Genomic DNA, 20,352 nt, shown 5'->3' with positions numbered 1-20,352 from the left:
CCGGCTGTCCTGTCTCTAAAATTCGACCTCGGCGCGATCAGATGCGCAAGCGATGGTGGCAAGGGGAGCGCCGGGAAGCCGCATCCTAACGGACGCCGGTCAGCCGGTAGCCCACGCCAGGCTCGTTTGTAATCAGCCGCGGACGCGCCGGGTCGGCTTCGAGCTTCTGGCGCAGATTGCGGACGACGATGCGGAGATAATCGACATGGTCCTCATGGGCCGGTCCCCAGACTGTGCGCAGCAGCTGGCGATGGCCGATCACGCGGTCGGGGCGTTTGGCCAGTTCGGCCAGCACCTCATATTCCTTGGGCGAGAGATGGACCTCCTCGCCGTCACGGCGCACGCGACGGCGCTCGAGATCGATCTCGACCTTGCCCGCTGCGACGACCGTCTGCCCCGTCTCGCCGGCGATGCGGTGGCGAAGCGCGGTGCGAACGCGTGCCAGCAATTCCTCGGTATCGAACGGCTTGGTCAGATAATCGTCGGCGCCGAGATCGAGCGCGGCGACCTTTTCCGAAACGTCCTCGCGCGCCGACACGACGATGACCGTCGCGCCGGCGCGGCCGCGAAACAACTGGATCAGCTCGAGCCCGTCGCGATCGGGCAAGCCGAGGTCGAGCAGAACGAGCTCGGGCTTGTCGATATCGGCCGCCGACAGCGCTTCGCGCGCCGTCGCCGCCTCTGTCGCCGCATAGCCGGCGCGCTCGACCGCTACACGGAGCAGGCGGCGGATATGCGTATCGTCCTCGACGATCAGGATGCGGGGCTGAGCGGCCATCAGGGCAACGTTACGGCTGCGGTGCGATCCGGTCGAGGGCAAGATTGAGCGCGAGGACATTGACGCGCGGCTCGCCCAGAAAGCCGAGCAGGGGATAGGCGGTGTTGTCGGCGACGACCCGCCGCAATTTTTCGGGGTCGATCGCGCGCGCCTTGGCGACGCGCGGCACCTGGAACAAAGCCGCCTCGGGGCTGATATCGGGATCGAGCCCCGAGGCGGAGGCCGTCACCAGATCGGCGGGTACGTTGGAACCTGGTGCGGGAGTGGATGCCCTGGCCGATGCGAGGTCGGTCTTGACGCGGTCGACCAGCGCCTGGCTGGTCGGGGCGAGATTGGAGCCCGATGAGGCGGTTGCATCATAGCCGTTCTTGCCCGCGGCCGAGGGGCGACCGTGGAAATAGCGGGGCGAGGCGAATCCCTGGCCGATCAGCGACGAGCCGATGACGTTGCCCTTGGCGTCCCGGATCAGGCTGCCGTTGGCGGCGCCGGGCGCGATCACCTGGCCGATGCCGGTGATCGCGGCGGGGTAGGCGAGGCCGAGCAGAGCGGCGAATAGCACCGTCAGCACGAGGGCCGGGCGGACGGCAGTGGTGAAATCCTTGAGCATCTTTTCTTCCTTTCTAGCCCCTCCCCTTCAGGGGGGGGCTTTCTGAACTCAGGCTAGTCCGAGCCCACCCACCGCCAGATCGATCAGCTTGATCCCGACGAACGGCGCGATCAGTCCACCCAGGCCGTAGATCGCCAGGTTGCGCGCCAGCAGCGGTCCGGCGCCGATCGCGCGATAGGTCACGCCCTTGAGCGCCAGCGGGACCAGGCAGGGGATGATCAGCGCGTTGAAGATGATCGCCGACAGGATCGCCGATCGTGGGCTGGTCAGTCCCATCACGTTGAGCACGCCCAGCCCTGGATAGAGCACCACGAACATCGCCGGGATGATCGCGAAATATTTGGCGACGTCGTTGGCGACCGAGAAGGTGGTCAGCGCGCCGCGCGTCATCAGCAATTGTTTGCCCAAACCCACGATCTCGATCAGCTTGGTCGGGTCGCTGTCGAGGTCGACCATGTTGCCGGCCTCACGCGCCGCCTGCGTGCCCGTGTTCATCGCCACGCCGACATCGGCCTGGGCGAGGGCAGGGGCGTCGTTGGTGCCGTCGCCGCACATCGCGACCAATTTGCCGCCGGTCTGTTCGGTGCGGATCAGCGCCAATTTGTCTTCCGGCGTCGCCTCGGCCAGGAAGTCGTCGACTCCTGCCTCGGCGGCGATCGCGGCCGCGGTCAGCGGATTGTCGCCGGTGATCATCACAGTGCGGATTCCCATCCGCCGCAGTTCGGCGAAGCGGTCGCGTACGCCTGCCTTGACCACGTCCTTGAGCGCCACGGCGCCAAGCAACCGGCCGTTTCGCTCGACCGCGAGCGGGGTCATGCCACCGCGTGCGATCTCATCGGTAATGCGCTTGAGCTCCGCGGCTCCCGGCGCGTCGGCGCCGATCGTCTTGAGGATCGAGTCGACGGCGCCCTTCAGCACCTTGGTGTCGCCGACGCGGACGCCGGAACTGCGCGTCTGCGCCGTGAACGGAATGATCTCGGCATCGGCGGGCAGAGTGGTGGCGAGCGCAAATTTCTCGCGGGCCAGCGTGACGATCGAGCGGCCCTCGGGAGTCTCGTCGGCCAGGCTGGCGATCATCGCAGCTTCGGCGAGCGTATTCGCGCTTACCCCGGTCAGCGGGCGGAATTCGCTCGCCTGGCGGTCGCCGATCGTGATTGTGCCGGTCTTGTCAAGCAACAGCGTGTCGACGTCGCCGGCGGCTTCCACCGCGCGTCCCGATTTGGCCAGCACGTTGAAGCGGATCAGGCGGTCCATTCCCGCGATACCGATCGCCGACAGCAACGCGGCAATGGTGGTCGGGATGAGCGTGATCAGCAACGCCGCTAGGATCGCGACGGGTACGCTGCCGCCGGCATAGCTGGCGAAGCCCGGGATCGTGCCGACCGCGATCAGGAAGATGATCGTCAGCCCGACGAGCAGAATGGTGAGGGCGATTTCGTTCGGCGTCTTCTGCCGTTCGGCGCCTTCGACCAAAGCGATCATGCGGTCGAGGAAGCCTTGGCCCGGCTCCTGCGTCACGCGGACCTTGATCCGGTCGGAGATGACGCGGGTGCCCGCGGTCACGGCCGAGCGGTCGCCGCCTGCCTCACGGATGACCGGTGCGGACTCGCCGGTGACCGCGGCTTCGTTCACGCTCGCGACGCCTTCGACGACTTCGCCGTCGGCGGGGATCAGGTCGCCGGTCTCCACCAGCACCATTTCTCCCTTCTGCAACCGCCAGGCTTCGACTTTGCCCCAGGTGTCGCCGACCCCGGTTAGCCGCTTCGCTTGGAGCTCGGACTTGGTGGCGCGCAAACTCGCAGCCTGGGCGCGCCCCCGCCCTTCGGCGAGCGCCTCGGCGAACGTGCCGAACAGCACCGTCAGCCACAGCCAGATGATCAGCTGAAGCTGGAAACCGATGGGCAGCTTCTCACCGCCAAGCGCGAGAAGGATGGTCAGCAGCAGCGCGATCACCGCGGTGGTGAACAGCACCGGATTCTTGATCAGCTGACGCGGATCGAGCTTCTTGAACGAGTCGCCGATCGCCGGAACGACCAGCTTCGCCGAGAACATGGAGGATGCGGTTGTCATTGGACGTCTCGCTGTGTCCCCTCTCCCATTGGGAGAGGGAGGGGCCCGCTCGGCGCAGCCGAGTGGGAAGGTGAGGGTGACGAGGGGCGCGGCGCGGAGGGGACACCCTCACCCGCCCGCCGCTTCGCGGCTCCTCCCCTCTCCCAACGGGAGAGGGGCAGTGTTTCGCGCCAGACCATCAGAAGAGCTGGCCGTGGATCATCGCGAGATGATCGGCGATCGGCCCGAGCGCGAGGCTCGGCAGGAAGGTGAGGCCGCCCAGGATCAGGATGATCCCCACCAGCAGACCGATCCACAAGCCGCCGGTGGTCGGAAACGACCCCGCACTGGCCGGCGTGTACTTCTTGGCCGCCAGGCTGCCGGCAATGGCCAGCACCGGGACGATCATGAAGAATCGGCCGATCCACATCGCCACCGCCAGCAGGCCGTTATACCAGGGGGTCCCCGCGCTGAGGCCGGCAAAGGCGGAACCGTTGTTCGCGGTCGCCGAGCTGAACGCGTAGAGTATCTCGGTAAAGCCGTGGGGGCCCTTGTTGAGCGGCCCGGCGAGACCATCGGGCATCACCGCGGACAATGCCGTGAAGCCCAGGATCGACAGCGGCAGCACAGCGATCGCCAGCACGGCGAGCTTGACCTCGCGCGCCTCGATCTTCTTGCCGACATATTCGGGCGTGCGGCCGACCATCAGCCCGGCGACGAACACCGCCAGGATGGCGAACAGCAGGAACCCGTACATGCCGGCGCCGACCCCGCCGATGACGATCTCTCCGAGCTGCATGTTGAACAGCGGGATCAGCCCGCCGAGCGCTGTCATGCTGTCGTGCATCGCGTTGACCGCGCCGCACGAAGCGGCAGTGGTGACCGCGGCGAACAAGGCGCTGGCGGCAGTGCCGAAGCGGACTTCCTTGCCTTCCATATTGGCGCCCGCGACGCCGAGATGGTGAAGGATCGGGTTGCCGGCGGCTTCCTGCGAATAGGCGACGGTGACACCCGCCAGGAACAGGATGGTCATCGCCCCCAGGATCGCCCAGCCCTGGCGCGTGTCGCCGACCGCCTTGCCGAACGTATAGGTCAGGCCGACGCCGATCGAGAAGACCGACAACATCTGGACTAGGTTGGTCACTGCCGAGGGGTTCTCGAACGGATGCGCCGAATTGGCGTTGAAGAAGCCGCCACCATTGGTGCCGAGCATCTTGATCGCTTCCTGGCTGGCGACCGGACCGAGCGAGATGATCTGCTTGACGCCTTCCAATGTGGTCGCGTCGACCGACATGGCAAAGGTCTGCGGAACGCCGCTCAGCAGCAGATAGAGCGCATAGACGACGCTGATCGGCAGCAGCAGATAGAGCGTGATGCGCGTGATATCGGCCCAGAAATTGCCGATCCCCGGCGATGCGGTGCCGCCCGGCGCCGCATTGGGGGAAGGGCGCCGGGCGAACCCGCGGAACAGCGCGAAGGCGATGGCGATGCCGGTCGCCGCGCTGAGGAAGTTGTGGATCGTCAACGCCATCATCTGGCTGAGGTTCGACATGGTGGATTCCCCGACATACCATTGCCAGTTGGTGTTGGTGACGAAGGCGATGGCGGTGTTCATCGAGCCATCCGCGCCCACCCCGGGCAGCTTGCCCTGGTTGAACGGCAGGAAACCCTGCGCGCGCAGGATCAGATAGGTGAGCAGCACCGTGATCAGCTGGAACACCAGCATGTGGACCGCATAACGGCGCCAGCTCTGGTCGGTATCCGGATCGATTCCCGACAGTCGGTAGAAGCCGCGCTCGACCGGGCCGAGTACGGCGTGCAGCGGCGTGCGACGTCCTTCGTAGAGCGCGAACAGCCAGAGCCCGATCGGCTTGGCCAGTGCCGCCAGGATGGCGACGAAGAGCGCGATCAGCGCCCATCCCTGGAGTGTCATGGCGATATCCTCAGAACCGTTCGGGCCGCACGAGGACGGCGACGAGGTAGATGAGCAGGCCGAATGCGGTCAGCCCGGCGAGCGCGAGGTGCAGATTCATCTCAGGCCTCGTCGCACAGCCGCACGAAGGCGAGTGTCGCCAGGAACAGCCCGCCGAGCACGGCGAGCCAGGTGATGTCGGGCATGATCGGCCTCCTGTTGGATCGGCCGGCGAGATAGGAGGGGATGGCATTAAGGTGCGAGGGCGAAAGCGGCCCGGCGGCATTAAGAAGCCATTAGAATCGCACCGTCGAGACTTGCCTTATCCGCAGTTCGTGCCGATCCCCTGCGCCTGATTTCGCCGCTACACGGGAGTTTGGCACAGTTGCTCGACGATAACCGCCCTTCACCGGACGCGCTGCTGCGTGCGGCGAAAGCCGAGGAGCGCGGGCGGCTTAAGATCTTCCTCGGCGCCGCGCCGGGAGTCGGCAAGACGTTCGAGATGCTGCGCCAAGGCGCCGAGCGGCAGCGCGCCGGAACCGACGTCGTGGTCGCGGTGGTCGAAACACACGGTCGCGCCGAGACTCAGGCGCTGGTCGAACCGCTCGAGGTCATCGCGCGCCGTTCGATCGACTATCAGGGGCACCGGCTCGAAGAAATGGACCTGGACGCGGTGCTGGAGCGTCGCCCGCGGCTCGTTCTGGTCGACGAATTCGCCCACACCAATGCACCCGGCAGCCGCCACCCCAAGCGCTGGCAGGACGTGATGGAACTGCTCGACGCCGGGATCGACGTCTATACCACGCTCAACGTCCAGCATGTCGACAGCCTCAACGACGTCGTCGCCAGCTTCACACGCGTGCGTGTCCGCGAAACCGTTCCCGACAGCGTGTTCGACGGCGCCGAGGTCGAAGTGGTCGACTTGCCGCCCGATGAACTGATCGAGCGGTTGAAGGCGGGCAAGGTCTATATTCCTGCCGAAGCGACCCGGGCGCTCGATCGCTTCTTTTCCAAGGCCAATCTGTCGGCGCTGCGCGAAATGGCGCTGCGCCGCGCCGCGCAAAGCGTCGACCAGGCGCTGACCGAGCATCTCGATACTCATGCCGTGACGGGCACCTTTGCCGGCGGCGAGCGCGTGCTCGTCGCGGTCAGCGAATTGCCGGGCGCGGACACATTGGTGCGTGCCGCCAAGCGCCTGGCCGACGCCTTGAAAGCGCCATGGCAGGCGGTGTTCATCGAAACGCCGCGCGCCGCCGGGTTTGGCGAAGAGCAACGGCGTCAGGTCGCCGACATGCTGGGCCTCGCCTCGAGCCTGGGCGCGACGATCGCGACCATTCCCGCGGAGAGCGTCACCGCGGGCTTACGCGACCAGATCGCCGAGGCGCGGATCACGCAATTGGTGATCGGCAAGTCGAGCCGCAGCTGGTGGTTCGCCTTGCGTCACGGATCCGTGGTCGACGCGATGCTGGCGACGGGCGAGGGCCTGGCGGTTCACGTCATTCCCGCCGGGGGTGCACCGGCGCAGACCAGAACCAGCGTTCCGCGCGGTGACTGGAGCCTTGCGATCGATGCATTCGTGCCGGTGCTGTTGGTGGCGCTCACAACGGTGCTGACCCGGACCGTCGAGCCGTGGATCGGACCGGGCGGCATCGACCTCATCTACCTATTGCCCGTGATCGTCGCGTCGGCGCGGCTCGGGCTGTGGCCGGGCGTAGCGACGGGGATCCTGTCGGGACTGGCTTATAACTTCTTTTTCCTGCCGCCGCTTTACACCTTCACCATCGCCGATCCGCAGAGCCTGCTGACGATGTTCGTCCTGATCGGCATCGCGACCTTTACCGCGAACCTGACCGGCCGGTTGAAGATACGCGCGACGATCGGTGCGCGCAGCGCGCAGGAGAATGCGGCGGTCGCCGGGTTCGGCCAGGCGCTGGCGCGCGCGTCGGACTGGCGGAGCACCAGCCAGACGATCTGCAGCGAAGCGGCCCGCCTGCTCGGCGTGACCGTGATCCTGCTCGATCAACGCGACGGCGAACTCGAATGCATCGCTTCGGCCCCGGGATCGATACCCGAGCTCGGCACGGTCGACCGTGCCGCCGCCGACTGGGCATGGAACAGGGGCGAGGCGACCGGGGTCGGTACCGCGACCCTGGTTTCGGCGGACTGGCAGTTTCAGCCTCTCAAGACCTCGCTTGGCGTGCTCGGCGTGGTCGGGTTGCTTGCGGAAGATGGCGGCAATCCGGTGGGTGCGGATCGCGCGGTGTTGCTGACGACCTTGCTCGGCCAGGCCGCGCTCGCGCAGGAGCGGCTGAAGCTCGAGGACCAGCTGCGCGACGTATCGGTACTGCGCGAACGCGATCGTCTGCGTGCGGCATTGTTGTCGTCTATCGGGCACGATCTGCGCACGCCGCTGACATCGGTCGCCGCCTCGGTCGACGCATTGGCGCGGCAATATCCCGACGCCGCGGCGGTACCGTTGGCCCGCGCCGACATCGCCCGGCTGCGGCGCTTCCTCGACAATCTGCTCGACATGGTGCGGCTCGATACGGGTGCGCTGGCGATCTCGCCCGAGGCGATCGACCTGACCGACGCGGTGGCGAGCGCGGTACACGATCTCAAGGACTTGTTGCGCGGCGTGCACATCGACTTGCAGGTTCCGGTCGACCTGCCGCTGGTCCGGGCCGACCCGACCCTGCTCCATCACGTGCTGATCAACCTGCTCGCCAATGCGGCGATCCATGGTGGCGACGGGCGCGTCGCGATCATCGGCAAGAGGACGCCCGACACCGTGCTGCTGTCGGTGCGCGACCATGGCCCGGGGCTGGAGCCGGGCTCGGAAAAGCGCGTGTTCGATACGTTCGCGCAGGGGCGCGGGAGCGATCGCAGCGGGGGCAGTGGCCTCGGCCTCGCCATCGCCAAGGGATTCGCCGAGGCGATGCAGGTCGGCATCAGCGCGCGCAATCATCCCGACGGTGGGGCCGAATTCTCGCTCGCCTTCGCCGTGTGACCGAATCCTCCGGTCCGGCTCTGCCGGACCTCGATTCGTCGCAAGCTGTTTGTACATCAAATCGATCGGAATAGCTTTGAGTCAGGCGCCGCCGAGTCGGAGGCGCTTGCAAGAACAGAGGCGACGCGCCCGCTTGGGAGAGCTGTCATGGATCGCGACTTCGATACGTCGTTCGACAAGCCTGTTCCGATCATCGTCTCGGTCAAGGGCGATACCCAGATCGCGGCACGATTGCAGCGCGTCGAACTCGATCTTTCCCGTTTCCATAGCGGGCGCTGGGCCTTGCAGCTCGATGCCGCGATGGCCAATCGCGCCGAGCCCGCCGTCATCCTGGCGCAAGGCGTGGCGTGTCTGGCGGTGGCTTGGTGGGCACAGCTTTCACCGCGTTCCTACCTCCGCAACATCCGCGGCGCGGTGCTGTTGTCACCGCTCAGCTATGGCTTCGGCCAATCGGCAATCGCGCGCAATGTCCGGCTAAGCCCGGCGACCAAGCTGCCCTTTCCGTCGATCGTGGCCTGCGATCCCACGCCTGCGGTCGAACAGGTCCTGGCGCTGGCCGATAGCTGGGGAAGTCGCTTCGTCGATCTGGGCAGCCTGACCCCCGATCATCCGACCAATCGCAGCGCGATCGGCACGCATGCCGAGGAGCGGTTGGTCGACCTGCTCGCGACTTTGGGCAGCGACGCGTTCGCACGACCAATACCCGAACGCGCTGATCCGGAGCGGCTACTCGCGCTGGTCGATTAAGACACGGTACGCGGTGACAGCGGTGCGCTTCGTCCTTAACAAGGCGGAGTGACCGGGGGCGACGCCACAAGAACATTGCGCATGATGCTGGCGATCACGCGCGCCCTGGCGGCGATGAGCCCGCGGCACACGGCAATCGCCCTGGCCCTCGCGCTCGGCGGCGCCGCGGTCGAAGGCGCCGGGCTGCTGCTGCTCGTGCCGATCCTGACCGTGGCGACCGGCGGTGGCCCCGGCTGGGTACGGAATTATGCCGAGAAATGGGGTATTGTCGGCACGTCCCAGTTGATCGCTTGGATGATGATCGCGTTCATGGCGATGATGGTGGTGCGCGGGATGGTGCTCTATGCGCGCGACCTTTCAATGCAGTCGCTTCAGGCACGGTTCGTCGATGCGCAGCGCCTGCGCATCCTGCGCGCGCTGGCGGTGGCCCCGTGGCGCGAAATCGCCGCGCTCGATCATTCGCGAACGACGACGTTGATCGGGATCGACGTGATCCGGATCGGTACCACCGCTCAGCAATTGATCCAGATGACGGTCGCCTTGATTTCCACTTTGGTGCAGCTCGCCGTGATCGCGGCGCTTGCCCCGGTTCTGGCGCTGGTGGCCGGTGTGGCGATGGTGATCGGTGCGATGCTGATCGCGCTCGGCCAGGCCCGCAATCGCAACAGCGGCGAACAGGCCTTGCGCGCGGGTCAGAACATGATGAGCAATGCCAGCAGCTTTCTGGGCGGACTGAAGATCGCGGCCGCGCAACAGATGCGCGATCGTTTCGTCGACGAATTCGCGGCGTCGCAATCGGTCGCGCGGCGCCGGCAATTAGGGTTCCAGCGCGACCAGGCGCGGGCGCGCTTGTGGTTCACCCTGGGAGCGGCGGTGGCATTGGCCGGCGTCGTGCTCGCGGGCATCAACCTCTTGGGCGTGCCGCCGGCGCGGCTGATCATCGTCGTCCTGGTCTTCGGCCGGATGGCGGGCCCGGCCCAGGCGATCCAGCAATCGATCCAGCAAGTCGCCTATGGCGTCCCGGCGTTCGAAGCGGTGCGCGATGCGGAGCGGCATTTCGGGGCCTTCGCTCAGACCAGCGCGGAGGTTCCGCCAGCCGGACCGATCGAGCTCTCGCACGTCACGTATCGGCATCACGGCGGCGGCGGCGTGAGCGATGCGACGCTGACGATCGCCGAAGGATCGATCACCGGGCTGACTGGCGCGAGCGGGGGTGGCAAGACCACGTTGGTCGACATCATCACCGGGCTACTCGAACCGCAACAGGGCAGGATCACCATCGGCGGACGCGCGCTCGGCGGCGGCTGGGGCGGGGCGATCGCCTATGTCCCGCAAGACGGCTTCCTGTTCCACGACAGCGTGCGCCGCAACTTGGATTGGGGCGATGAGACGATCAGCGAGGACCTGATGCACGCGGCGATCGAGATGGTCGGCGCGACCGCGATCGTCGCGCGCATGCCGAGAGGAGTCGACAGCGTCGTGGGCGAGCGCGGCGCGCTGCTGTCGGGCGGCGAGCGCCAGCGCCTGGCCATCGCCCGCGCCTTGTTGCGCAAGCCACGCCTGCTGGTCCTCGATGAGGCGACCAATGCGATCGATCAGGCCAGCGAAGGCGAATTGCTGACGCGCCTTGCCGCGCTCGATCCGCGCCCCACGATCCTGATCGTCGCGCACCGCGATTCGAGCTTGCGGCTGTGCGACACGCTCATCCGCGTCAATGATGGGGTGGCGCGAGTGGAGGATCATCCGATCTAATCGTCATGCCGGGCTCGTCCCGGCATCCAACGTGCCGCTAGCGACAGGCAAGAGGCTGAAGCTATTCCGTTGCCGCCCGTTGGACTGCGGAACGCGTCCGGGGTGACGGCTGAAGATTAATGCTAGATCGCCCCCGCAAAGGTATCGCACCGGCGATAATCGCCGGTGTCGATGCCGCGCTTTAGCCAGGTCATGCGCTGCTCGGACGTGCCGTGGGTGAAGCTGTCGGGAACCACGCGGCCCTGCGACTCGCGCTGCAGCGTGTCGTCGCCGATCGCCTTGGCCGCGGTCATGCCTTCCTGCAGATCGTCGGGATCCATCCGGTCGCGATTCTGCGCGGCCCAGACGCCGGCGAAGCAATCCGCTTGCAGCTCGAGCATCACCGACAGGCGATTGCCCTCTGCTTCGCTGGCGCGGCGTTGCGCCGAATTCACACGATCCGAAATGCCCATCAGATACTGGATGTGATGGCCGAATTCGTGCGCGATGACATAATCCTGCGCGAAGTCGCCCGGCGCGCCGAAGCGCTGCGACAATTCCTGGAAGAAGCTGGTATCGAGATAGATGCCCTGGTCGGTTGGGCAATAGAACGGCCCCATCGCCGATTGTGCGGCGCCGCAGCCCGATTGACCTTCACCCGAATAGAATACCAATTTCGGTGCGGCGAACCGCTGTCCTTGCTGCTGGAAGATCGCCGCCCAGGTCTTGTCGGCCGAGCTGAAGGCGTTGCAGGCCACCTTGGACGACGCATCGACCGTACAGCTCGATCGCGCATCGGTGCCGCCGGCGGTCCGGCTTCTCTCGGTCGGCGCCAGGCTGCCGCCGGTGCTTCCGGTATCGGCGAAGTGAAGGCCGCCGCTGAACACGAAGAACAGCCCGACGACCACGGCGACGCCCAGGCAGCCGAATCGGTTGAAGATGAACGGCAGGAAGGCGAACAGCAGTCCGCCCCCGCCGCCACCTCCACCGAAGCCGCCGAACCCGCTTCCTTGGCCGCGCTGATCCTCGACATTGATGTTGGGATCGAAGTCGTCGAGCCGCATCGGTTGCCCCTTTTGTCGTTTTCGTCGCGTATCAAAATGCGCGCCAACGCCCATGGTTGCAATCGCCCGATTGATCGACTCGGGCACTTGGCCCATGCGGCTGGGCGATGGTCGATCCCGCCGCCCGCCGCCGCACCAAGATGCTGCCCTTGCCCGAACAGGTGGCGCTGGTGCTTCAGGGAGGAGGCGCGCTCGGGAGCTATCAGGCCGGCGTCATCGACGGGCTGGAGGCCAACGGCATCGAACTCGACTGGGTCGCGGGCATTTCGATCGGCGCGGTCAATGCCGCGATCGTCGCGGGCAACCCGCCCGACCGGCGCGTTCAGCGGCTAACGGCATTCTGGGACAAGGTGACGAGCGCGCTGCCCAGCTTCCCGATCTTTCCCGACGACATGGTGCGTGAGACGCTCCACGAATGGTCGGCCGGATTTGTCATGCTGGCAGGCGTTCCGGGGTTCTTTACGCCACGTGGATTGCCGCCGGTAATGGCCGCACCGGGAACTGTCGCCGCGCTCAGTTTCTATGACAGCGCGCCGCTGGAGGACACGCTGAACGAACTGGTCGACTGGGATCTCCTCAACCATGGCCCGGTTCGGCTGTCGGTCGGGGCGGTCGATGTCGAGAGCGGTAACTTCCGCTATTTCGACAATCGTTTCGAGCGGATCGACGCGCGTCACATCATGGCCTCGGGCGCGTTGCCGCCCGGCCTTCCTCCGGTCGAGATCGAAGGCAGGCTGTGGTGGGACGGCGGGCTGGTCTCCAACACCCCGCTCAGCCATGTGCTCGATCACCAGACCGAAGGATTGCTGGTGTTCCAGGTCGACCTGTTCCCGTCGATCGCGGTGCGACCGCGGACCATCATGGACGTGATGGCGCGCGAGAAGGAAATTCGCTTCTCCAGCCGGTCGCGCGAAATCTCGACGCAATTGATGCGGCTGCGCAAGGATCGCGAAATCGCTCGCCGCGTGCTCGCCAAACTGCCGCCTGAAATGGGGAATGATCCGGACGTCCGCGCGCTCGCCGAGCGGTCGGCGGAATATCCGGTCAACCTCGTCCATCTGATCTACCGCGCCAATGCCTGGGAAGGCGGCGCGCGCGACTTCGAATTCTCGGCGCGCACCATGCGCGAACATTGGCAGGCCGGCAACGAAGACGTCGCCGCGACCATGGCCAATGCCGAATTGGTCGCCGAGAACATCATCGACGGCAAGACCGCCGCCTTCGACCTCACCCGCCGCTAAGGAGAAGACCCAATGTTCCTCAAGGGCAAGAGCGCCATCGTCACCGGTTCGACCTCGGGCATCGGCCTCGCTTATGCCAAGGCGTTCGCTGCCGAGGGCGCGAGCGTGATGATCAACGGCTTCGGCGATGCTGCGGCAATCGAAAAGGAACGCGCCGCGCTCGAGGCGACGAGCGGCGCCAAGGCGCTCTACGACGCCGCCGACATGACCAAGGCCGAGGCGATCGAGGCGATGGTCAAGCGCTGCCATGACGAACTCGGCGGGCCCGATATCATCGTCAACAATGCCGGCATCCAGCATGTCGCGCCGATCGACGAATTCCCGGCCGACAAATGGGATGCGATCATCGCCATCAACCTGACCAGCGCTTTCCACATGATGCATGCCGCGATCCCGTACATGAAGGCGGCGAAATGGGGGCGGATCATCTCGACCGCCTCGGCGCACAGCCTGGTCGCGAGCCCCAACAAATCGGCCTATGTCGCCGCCAAGCACGGCATCGCCGGCCTGACCAAAACCGCGGCGCTGGAGGTCGCGACCCATGGCATCACCGTCAATGCGATCTCGCCCGGTTATGTCTGGACGCCGCTGGTCGAGAACCAGATACCCGACACGATGAAGGCGCGCGGCCTGACTCGCGAGCAGGTGATGAACGACGTGCTGCTCGCCGCCCAGCCGACCAAGGAATTCGTCACGCCGGAACAGGTGGCGGCGCTCGCTGTATTCCTGTGCCGCGACGAAGCGAAGTCGATCACCGGCGCCAATATGACCGTCGACGGCGGCTGGACCGCGGCCTGACATATCGCCTGCGCAACCAACCCTTCGGTGGTTGGTTGTCCCGGCATGAAAAGGGCGCATTTGGGGGCGCTAATAGGTGCCCTGTTGGTTGTCGGGATCGTACCGGCTGTGGCGAGAGACATGCCCGCGGACTGGCGGCGCGTGGCGACGCCGGACGACCGTGTGCGCCTGCGCAACACGCGCCAGGCCTGGCTCGATGCGCTCGCCAAGGTGCGGGCGGCGGGCCAGGGCAAGGCGACTGCCGCGCAAGGCGTGTTGTTCGATCCGGACCGCGCCCTTGCTGGCGCCAAGCCGCCCGCCGGCGATTATCGCTGCCGAGTCTTCAAGCTGGGCGGGCAACGCCCGGGCAATCGCGACTTCACTGCCTATCCCGCATTCCGCTGCCGCATCGATCCCGAAGGCGAGATGCTGAGTTTCTACAAGATCGGCGGGTCGCAGCGCCCGGTCGGACTGATATTCGACGATGGCCGTTCTCGACAGATCTTCCTGGGCACGCTGTCACTCGGCGACGAAGAACTCCCGATGGATTATGGCCGCGACGCCAATCGCGATATGGCGGGAATCGTCGAGCGGATCGGACCGCGGCGCTGGCGGCTGGTGCTGCCCTATCCGCACTTCGAATCCTTGCTCGACGTCGTCGAACTGGTACCGATCGGCTGAGGCTCAGCGCGCGCCGGCACGTGCGGTTCCGTAGAAGATCTTGGCGTTGGCTTCGACCCGGGTGACCTGAGGGTTCATCGCCAGCACGGATTCGAGAAAGGCGTGTGGCTTCTTGACGAATTTCGGCTGGATCACCGCGCGCAGGCCGGAGCGGCGTGCGGCTTCGGCGACGAAATGAACGCAGTTGCGCTTGCTCGCGCTGTAATGATGGTCGCCCTTTTCGCCCCATTCCTCGGTCAGATGCAGCACCGAATCATATTGCGCATCGGTCAACAGCACCGAGAAATGCGCGAAACTGCCCATGATGTAGCTGCGCGGCGTGATGTCGATCTTGCCCGGCACGTCGCCGAACAGGATCGCGGGGGAAATCACCTTGGCGGTGAAACCATAGGAGATGTCGACCGGCCGCCCACCGCGATCGGGCGTGCCGTCGAGCGTAAAGAAGGCGTGGGGAAACATCTGCCCCTCTTCGCGCGACCAGAAGGTAATGCGGACCTTGGCGGCCGCGGGCTGGGCGGCGAACGCTAGCCAAACGAGCAGGAGCGCGAACGCGGTACGAAGACGGAGATGCATGGCAGGGCTTTAACAAGCGCCGCGTGGCAAGGGGAGATAAATCCTCCCCACAAGGTGGGGAGGGGGACCACGCGACGAAGTCGCGTGGTGGAGGGGGATATCCTCCTCGGAATCGCTTGTGGCCAGCCCCCTCCACCAAGCCGCTGCGCGTCTTGGTCCCCCTCCCCGTAAACGGGGAGGATTAATCTGCCGGAATAGAAAATGCCCGCCGAGATGAACCCGGCGGGCATCCTTTCCTCCCCAGGAAAGTCGGAAACCTTACAAGACCGCAGCGCTGACGCTCGTCTCTGGCCGGGCAACTGGCCGAATTTCGTGCCCCGGGCGATATCGCACGTGTCCGTCCCGAGGTCAGGCTGTCGACCGATTGGGCGATATGGCCCGTCGATGTGTAAAGGATTGACAAATTGCTGTCGTCGCCGGATCGCTACGGCCTAGCAGTCTATTCGGGGATCGGGATGGCGGATCGCAAGTTGCTGGCGGGACACGCGGTTCGGCGATTGCGTCGGCGCGCTGGCCTGACTCAAGCGGCCATGGCGGAGATGCTGGCGATCTCGCCCAGCTATCTCAATTTAGTCGAAAAGAACCAGCGTCCGCTCTCCGCCGCGTTGCTGGTCAAGCTCGCCGAGACATTCGATTTCGATCCGCGCGCGCTGGCGGCGGGTGAGCCGGGCGGCGGGGCGGCGGCGATCCGGCGGCGGCTGGCCGATCCGATGTTCGCCGACCTTGAGATCGACCGTAACGAGGTGGAGGAGTGGCTGGCGGGGGCGCCCGGTGGGGCCGAAGCTTTTGCCCGCGTGTTCGATCGGCTGGGGCAGGGTACGGCGACCGGAGAGACCGGCGGGCCCGGCGACGTGATCGCCGAATTGCGCAAGGAGATCGAGCGCTGGCGCGGGCATTATGCCGATCTAGATGCCGCGGCGGAGGCACTGGCCGACGAATTGCGGATGGGTGCCGGCGATCTCTATGGCGCGATCGCCGAGCGGCTGCGGGTCAAGCACCAGCTCACCATTCGGATCCTGCCGGTCGACGTGATGCCCGACCTGCTTCGGCGCACCGATCTCCATGCCCGCCAATTGCAAGTGTCCGAGATGCTCGATGCCGCAAGCCGGACTTTTGCGGCCGCCTATCAGCTCGGGCAGATCGAAGCGCGATCGATGGTGGAGGCGCTGGTTCAGGGCGCCGGTTTCGCCGATCGTGCCGGCGAACGTCTCTATCGCCGCTACCTTACCAGCTATTTCGCGGCGGCGGTGATGATGCCCTATGCCCGTTTCCTGCGCGCGTGCGAGGCCACGGGATACGATCTCGAGTTGCTGCAGCGGCGCTTCGGCGCCGGGTTCGAGCAGGTCGCGCACCGACTGACCACGCTGCAGCGCGTGGGCGCGCGCGGACTGCCGTTTTTCATGGTGCGGGTCGACCGCGCCGGTCAGGTCTCAAAGCGCTTTTCGGGCGCCAGCGGTTCGCCGCTGGTCGAAAGCGACCGGCGGTGTCCGCTCTGGCGAGTGCATTCCGCATTCGACCGGCCCGGCGACCTCGTGGTTCAACTGGTCGCGCTGGAGGACGGCGCGCGCTGGCTGACGCTTTCGCGCACGGTCACGCCGCAAGGGCGCCGTTATGGCGCGGTGCAGGCCGAATTCGCGGTCGGGCTGGGCGTCTCGGCGGACGTCGCGGGAGGCCTTGCGGTGGCACGGGGACTCGACCTGAAGGGCGAGGCAACGCCGATCGGTCTGGGATGCCGCGCCTGTGCGCGCCCGTCTTGCCCGCAACGCAGCGCCGCGCCGGCAGGCCGCGCCTTGCTGGTCAACGAGCGCGAGCGCGGGGTCAGCCCGTTCACCTTCGGCCGCGATTGAAGGCCCCGAGCCGCTTTCAGCTCCGCTGTATCGGCTCCGCTAATGTTTCAGCTTTGCTGAACCAACCTCTACCCGCCAGGGATGTCGGTCATCGCGGCTGCCAGGATATCGTAAAGCTGTCGTGCGGCCGGTTCGAGGACGCGGCCGCCATCATGGATCGACAGGACAAACGGCTCGCCGGATGGATCGGGAAGTCCCTCCTCGATGCCGAGAACGTGCAGATCGGCGGGGACGCCGACCGGAATGCGCAAAGTCACGCCGAGCCCGGCTTCGACCGCGGCCCACAGACCCCGCGCGCTCGCGCTGGTCATCACGATCCGCCAGGGGACGCCGGCGGCTTCGAGCAAGGCAAGAGCGCGCTGGCGAAAGAAGCAGGGTGCTTCGGTCAGGACGAGCGGCAGCGGCTCGCCGCCCGCCGGGTCCCAGTGCAAGCGGCGGGGCGATGGTCCAATCCAGATTGCCTTGAGCGCAGCCAGCGGCCGGGCATCGGCGCGGTCGATCTGGTTCATGGCGAGCGCGACATCGAGCTCGCCGCGGTCCAGTCGGTCGATCAGCGCACGATTGCGGTCGACGATCGTTTCCAGACGAACGCCCGGATGCGCGCGATTGAATCGCCCAAGCACGTCGGGAAGCCAGGTTTCGGCGAGATCAGGCGGTAATCCGAAGCGCACCTGACCTTGCGCGGCGGTACCGCGAACCGCGATCAGCGCTTCATCGTTGAGGTCGAGGATGCGCCGCGCATAGGCCAGCAGAATTTCGCCGGCCGGCGTCGGCGCCAGGCCGCGGCCTTGCTTCGCGAACAACGGCTCTCCGACCTGGTCTTCGATCTTGCGGATCTGCTGGCTGACCGCCGATTGCGATCGTCCGACCCGTTCCGCGGCCCGGCCGAAACCGCCCAATTGATCGGCCAGGACCAAAGTCCGGAGAACGTCCATGTCGAGATTGGACAATTGCATACTTCAGTATAACCGAAGTGATGAATAAAAACTATTCGTTTTTGCCGATGAGATGGTTCAGGTAGCGCGCGTCGCGAAGGAGACTCGCGATGTTCAGACTGTTGCCCCCACCACGTACGATCGAAATAGCTGCCGCTGCCGTCCTGATCGGCGGTTCGCTCGGCGCAGTATCCGCCGCGACCGAGCGCCCGTGGTTGCCGCGCGAACTGGTCGGGACCTGGTCGCTGGTCGCCGCCGATGTCCAGCATCCCGACGGCAGTATCAGCCACGATTACGGCCAAGCGCCGCGCGGGAGCATGATGGTCGATACTGCCGGTCGCTACACGCTGATGATCTTCAAGAGCGAACGGCCGCGCTTTGCTTCGGGCGACCGTTCCAGCGGCACTCCGGAGGAATATCGCGAGACCGCGTTGGGGATGAGCGTACATTATGGGGCGTTAAGTGCGGACACGAAGGCCCGCACATTGACCTTCGCGATCGAGCAGGCGAGCTTCGCAAACTGGAACGGGACGAGGCAGGTCAGGCAGTACCAATTGAAGGGCAAGGTGTTGCGCTACGCGGTCGCCGCCCGCCCCAACGGCGACATCCCCATCTCGGTCTGGCACAAGATCGACTAGTTGTAAATTAAGTTACATATTGTCAATCGATTCTGCATCTCTGGTCACATCATGACCGATATCTTCCTCGTGCAGGTGCGCTGAGGCGTGTAAATCGATGTACATAACCTCGCATCACTACAAGCGAGGACGTATCGTGACCTACCAAGATTCGATTGCTGCTACCGCTCAGCTCATCAAGAGCCATAACGGCACCTGGGACGGGATCGGCGCCGAGGCGGTGGCGCGGATGCAGATCCAGAACCGCTTTCGCACGGGGCTCGACATCGCCCGCTACACCGCGGCGATCATGCGCCGCGACATGGCGGCCTATGATGCCGATCCGGCCAACTACACCCAGTCGCTCGGCTGCTGGCATGGTTTCATCGGCCAGCAGAAGATGATCAGCATCAAGAAGCATTTCGGTTCGACCGAGCGCCGCTACCTTTACCTGTCGGGCTGGATGGTCGCCGCGCTGCGCTCCGAATTCGGGCCGCTGCCCGACCAGTCGATGCACGAGAAGACCAGCGTTCCTGCGCTGATCGAGGAACTCTACACCTTCCTTCGCCAGGCCGATGCGCGCGAACTGGGGATGATGTTCCGTGACCTCGACAAGGCGCGCGAAGCTGGCAACGAAGTCGAGGCGCAGCGCTTGGTCCAGGCGATCGACAATCACCAGACGCACGTCGTGCCGATCATCGCCGATATCGACGCCGGCTTCGGCAACGCCGAGGCGACCTATCTGCTCGCTAAGAAAATGATCGAGGCGGGCGCCTGCGCGCTGCAGATCGAGAACCAGGTGTCCGACGAAAAACAATGCGGGCATCAGGACGGCAAGGTCACGGTGCCGCATGAGGACTTCCTGGCGAAGGTCCGCGCCTGCCGCTACGCCTTCCTCGAACTCGGCGTCGAGGACGGCATCATCGTCACCCGCACCGACTCGCTCGGCGCCGGCCTGACCAAGCAGATCGCGATCAGCCACACGCCCGGGGATCTGGGCGACCAATATAATTCGTTCCTCGATTGCGAGGAAATCGCGGTCGGCGACCTCAAGGCCGGCGACGTCGTGATCGAGCGCGACGGCAAGCTGGTGCGTCCGAAGCGGCTCAAGTCCAACCTCTACCAGTTCCGCGAAGGGACGGGGGCGGATCGGTGCGTGATGGACTGCATCGCCTCGCTGCAGAACGGTGCCGACCTGTTGTGGATCGAGACCGAGAAGCCGCATATCGAGCAGATCGCCTCGATGGTCGATCGCATCCGCGAAGTCGTGCCCAACGCCAAGCTGGTCTACAACAACTCGCCCAGCTTCAACTGGACGCTCAATTTCCGCCAGCAGGTCTATGACGCCTGGGCGGAAGCGGGCCGCGACGTGTCGGCCTATGATCGCGCCAAGCTGATGAGCGTGGATTACGATGCCACCGATTTGGCGGCCGAGGCCGACGAGCGCATCCGCACCTTCCAGGCGGACGCCGCGAAGCGGGCGGGGATCTTCCACCACCTGATCACCTTGCCGACCTATCACACGGCGGCGCTGTCGACGGACAATCTCGCCAAGGAATATTTCGGCGAGGCGGGGATGCTGGGTTACGTCAAGAACGTCCAGCGCCAGGAAATCCGCCAGGGCATCGCCGCGGTGAAGCACCAGAACATGTCGGGCAGCGACATCGGCGACGATCACAAGGAATATTTCGCCGGTGAAGCGGCGCTCAAGGCGGGCGGGGTGCACAATACGATGAACCAGTTCGCGGCGTGATCGAGCGGGATAGCTCCGGCTATCCCGCGCCCG

17 protein-coding genes are annotated in these 20,352 nt (G+C 65.6%); 9 read left to right on the top strand and 8 right to left on the bottom strand.

What is annotated here, in order from left to right:
* Window positions 1-85 precede the first annotated feature (85 nt).
* The 5 genes from Q0L25_RS06085 to kdpF form a co-directional block, all read right to left on the bottom strand.
* Window positions 86-778: a response regulator gene (locus Q0L25_RS06085; protein WP_296612504.1), complete on the bottom strand. Its 693-nt coding sequence runs from the start codon at window positions 776-778 to the stop codon at window positions 86-88.
* Between the two features lie 10 nt (window positions 779-788).
* Complete coding sequence (kdpC, locus tag Q0L25_RS06080; RefSeq protein ID WP_296612503.1) at window positions 789-1,385, bottom strand: potassium-transporting ATPase subunit KdpC; 597 nt, start codon at window positions 1,383-1,385, stop codon at window positions 789-791.
* A gap of 48 nt (window positions 1,386-1,433) precedes the next feature.
* Window positions 1,434-3,455 (bottom strand): potassium-transporting ATPase subunit KdpB, encoded by a 2,022-nt coding sequence (kdpB, locus tag Q0L25_RS06075; protein WP_296612502.1) that lies wholly within the window; start codon window positions 3,453-3,455, stop codon window positions 1,434-1,436.
* A gap of 178 nt (window positions 3,456-3,633) precedes the next feature.
* On the bottom strand, window positions 3,634-5,367 hold the full coding sequence (gene kdpA / locus Q0L25_RS06070; protein WP_296612500.1) for a potassium-transporting ATPase subunit KdpA: 1,734 nt from the start codon (window positions 5,365-5,367) through the stop codon (window positions 3,634-3,636).
* A 10-nt stretch (window positions 5,368-5,377) separates the two neighbouring features.
* Entirely contained in the window at window positions 5,378-5,467 is a 90-nt protein-coding gene (gene kdpF / locus Q0L25_RS06065; protein WP_066809408.1) for a K(+)-transporting ATPase subunit F, read from the bottom strand.
* 264 nt (window positions 5,468-5,731) lie between these two features.
* On the opposite strand from kdpF, the gene Q0L25_RS06060 reads away from it, so the two are divergent.
* From Q0L25_RS06060 to Q0L25_RS06050, 3 genes are all read left to right on the top strand, one after another.
* Window positions 5,732-8,353: a sensor histidine kinase KdpD gene (locus tag Q0L25_RS06060; RefSeq protein ID WP_296612878.1), complete on the top strand. Its 2,622-nt coding sequence runs from the start codon at window positions 5,732-5,734 to the stop codon at window positions 8,351-8,353.
* Window positions 8,354-8,500: 147 nt separating this feature from the next.
* The gene (locus Q0L25_RS06055; RefSeq protein ID WP_296612497.1) at window positions 8,501-9,100 is read left to right on the top strand and encodes an alpha/beta hydrolase; all 600 of its coding nucleotides are present in this window, start codon (window positions 8,501-8,503) and stop codon (window positions 9,098-9,100) included.
* 81 nt (window positions 9,101-9,181) lie between these two features.
* The gene (locus Q0L25_RS06050) at window positions 9,182-10,852 is read left to right on the top strand and encodes an ABC transporter ATP-binding protein (protein ID WP_296612496.1); all 1,671 of its coding nucleotides are present in this window, start codon (window positions 9,182-9,184) and stop codon (window positions 10,850-10,852) included.
* A gap of 122 nt (window positions 10,853-10,974) precedes the next feature.
* Here Q0L25_RS06050 and Q0L25_RS06045 read toward each other — a convergent pair whose 3' ends face one another.
* Complete coding sequence (locus tag Q0L25_RS06045) at window positions 10,975-11,895, bottom strand: neutral zinc metallopeptidase (protein ID WP_296612495.1); 921 nt, start codon at window positions 11,893-11,895, stop codon at window positions 10,975-10,977.
* A gap of 107 nt (window positions 11,896-12,002) precedes the next feature.
* Between Q0L25_RS06045 and Q0L25_RS06040 the strand changes: the two genes are divergently transcribed.
* The 3 genes from Q0L25_RS06040 (at window position 12,003) to Q0L25_RS06030 (ending at window position 14,594) form a co-directional block, all read left to right on the top strand.
* Window positions 12,003-13,136 (top strand): patatin-like phospholipase family protein, encoded by a 1,134-nt coding sequence (locus Q0L25_RS06040; protein WP_296612493.1) that lies wholly within the window; start codon window positions 12,003-12,005, stop codon window positions 13,134-13,136.
* A gap of 12 nt (window positions 13,137-13,148) precedes the next feature.
* Entirely contained in the window at window positions 13,149-13,934 is a 786-nt protein-coding gene (locus Q0L25_RS06035; protein ID WP_296612492.1) for a 3-hydroxybutyrate dehydrogenase, read from the top strand.
* Window positions 13,935-14,054: 120 nt separating this feature from the next.
* Complete coding sequence (locus Q0L25_RS06030) at window positions 14,055-14,594, top strand: DUF4893 domain-containing protein (RefSeq protein WP_296612490.1); 540 nt, start codon at window positions 14,055-14,057, stop codon at window positions 14,592-14,594.
* A gap of 3 nt (window positions 14,595-14,597) precedes the next feature.
* Here Q0L25_RS06030 and Q0L25_RS06025 read toward each other — a convergent pair whose 3' ends face one another.
* Window positions 14,598-15,167 carry a hypothetical protein gene (locus tag Q0L25_RS06025; RefSeq protein WP_296612488.1) on the bottom strand — a complete coding sequence of 190 codons (570 nt, stop codon included), beginning with the start codon at window positions 15,165-15,167 and terminating at the stop codon, window positions 14,598-14,600.
* Window positions 15,168-15,622: 455 nt separating this feature from the next.
* Here Q0L25_RS06025 and Q0L25_RS06020 point away from each other — a divergent pair, with 455 nt between their 5' ends.
* On the top strand, window positions 15,623-17,014 hold the full coding sequence (locus Q0L25_RS06020; RefSeq protein WP_296612876.1) for a short-chain fatty acyl-CoA regulator family protein: 1,392 nt from the start codon (window positions 15,623-15,625) through the stop codon (window positions 17,012-17,014).
* 68 nt (window positions 17,015-17,082) lie between these two features.
* On the opposite strand, the gene Q0L25_RS06015 is transcribed toward Q0L25_RS06020, so the two are convergent.
* Window positions 17,083-17,949 carry a LysR substrate-binding domain-containing protein gene (locus Q0L25_RS06015; protein ID WP_296612487.1) on the bottom strand — a complete coding sequence of 289 codons (867 nt, stop codon included), beginning with the start codon at window positions 17,947-17,949 and terminating at the stop codon, window positions 17,083-17,085.
* 110 nt (window positions 17,950-18,059) lie between these two features.
* Here Q0L25_RS06015 and Q0L25_RS06010 point away from each other — a divergent pair, with 110 nt between their 5' ends.
* Window positions 18,060-18,587, top strand: a complete 528-nt coding sequence (locus tag Q0L25_RS06010) for a lipocalin-like domain-containing protein (protein ID WP_296612485.1) — start codon at window positions 18,060-18,062, stop codon at window positions 18,585-18,587.
* Window positions 18,588-18,723: 136 nt separating this feature from the next.
* Window positions 18,724-20,319, top strand: a complete 1,596-nt coding sequence (locus Q0L25_RS06005; RefSeq protein ID WP_296612484.1) for an isocitrate lyase — start codon at window positions 18,724-18,726, stop codon at window positions 20,317-20,319.
* Window positions 20,320-20,352: the final 33 nt, after the last annotated feature.

The sequence above is a fragment of the Sphingomonas sp. genome (assembly GCF_024508665.1).
Taxonomy (GTDB): domain Bacteria; phylum Pseudomonadota; class Alphaproteobacteria; order Sphingomonadales; family Sphingomonadaceae; genus Sphingomonas.
This window is presented reverse-complemented; position numbering and strand designations above follow the sequence as displayed.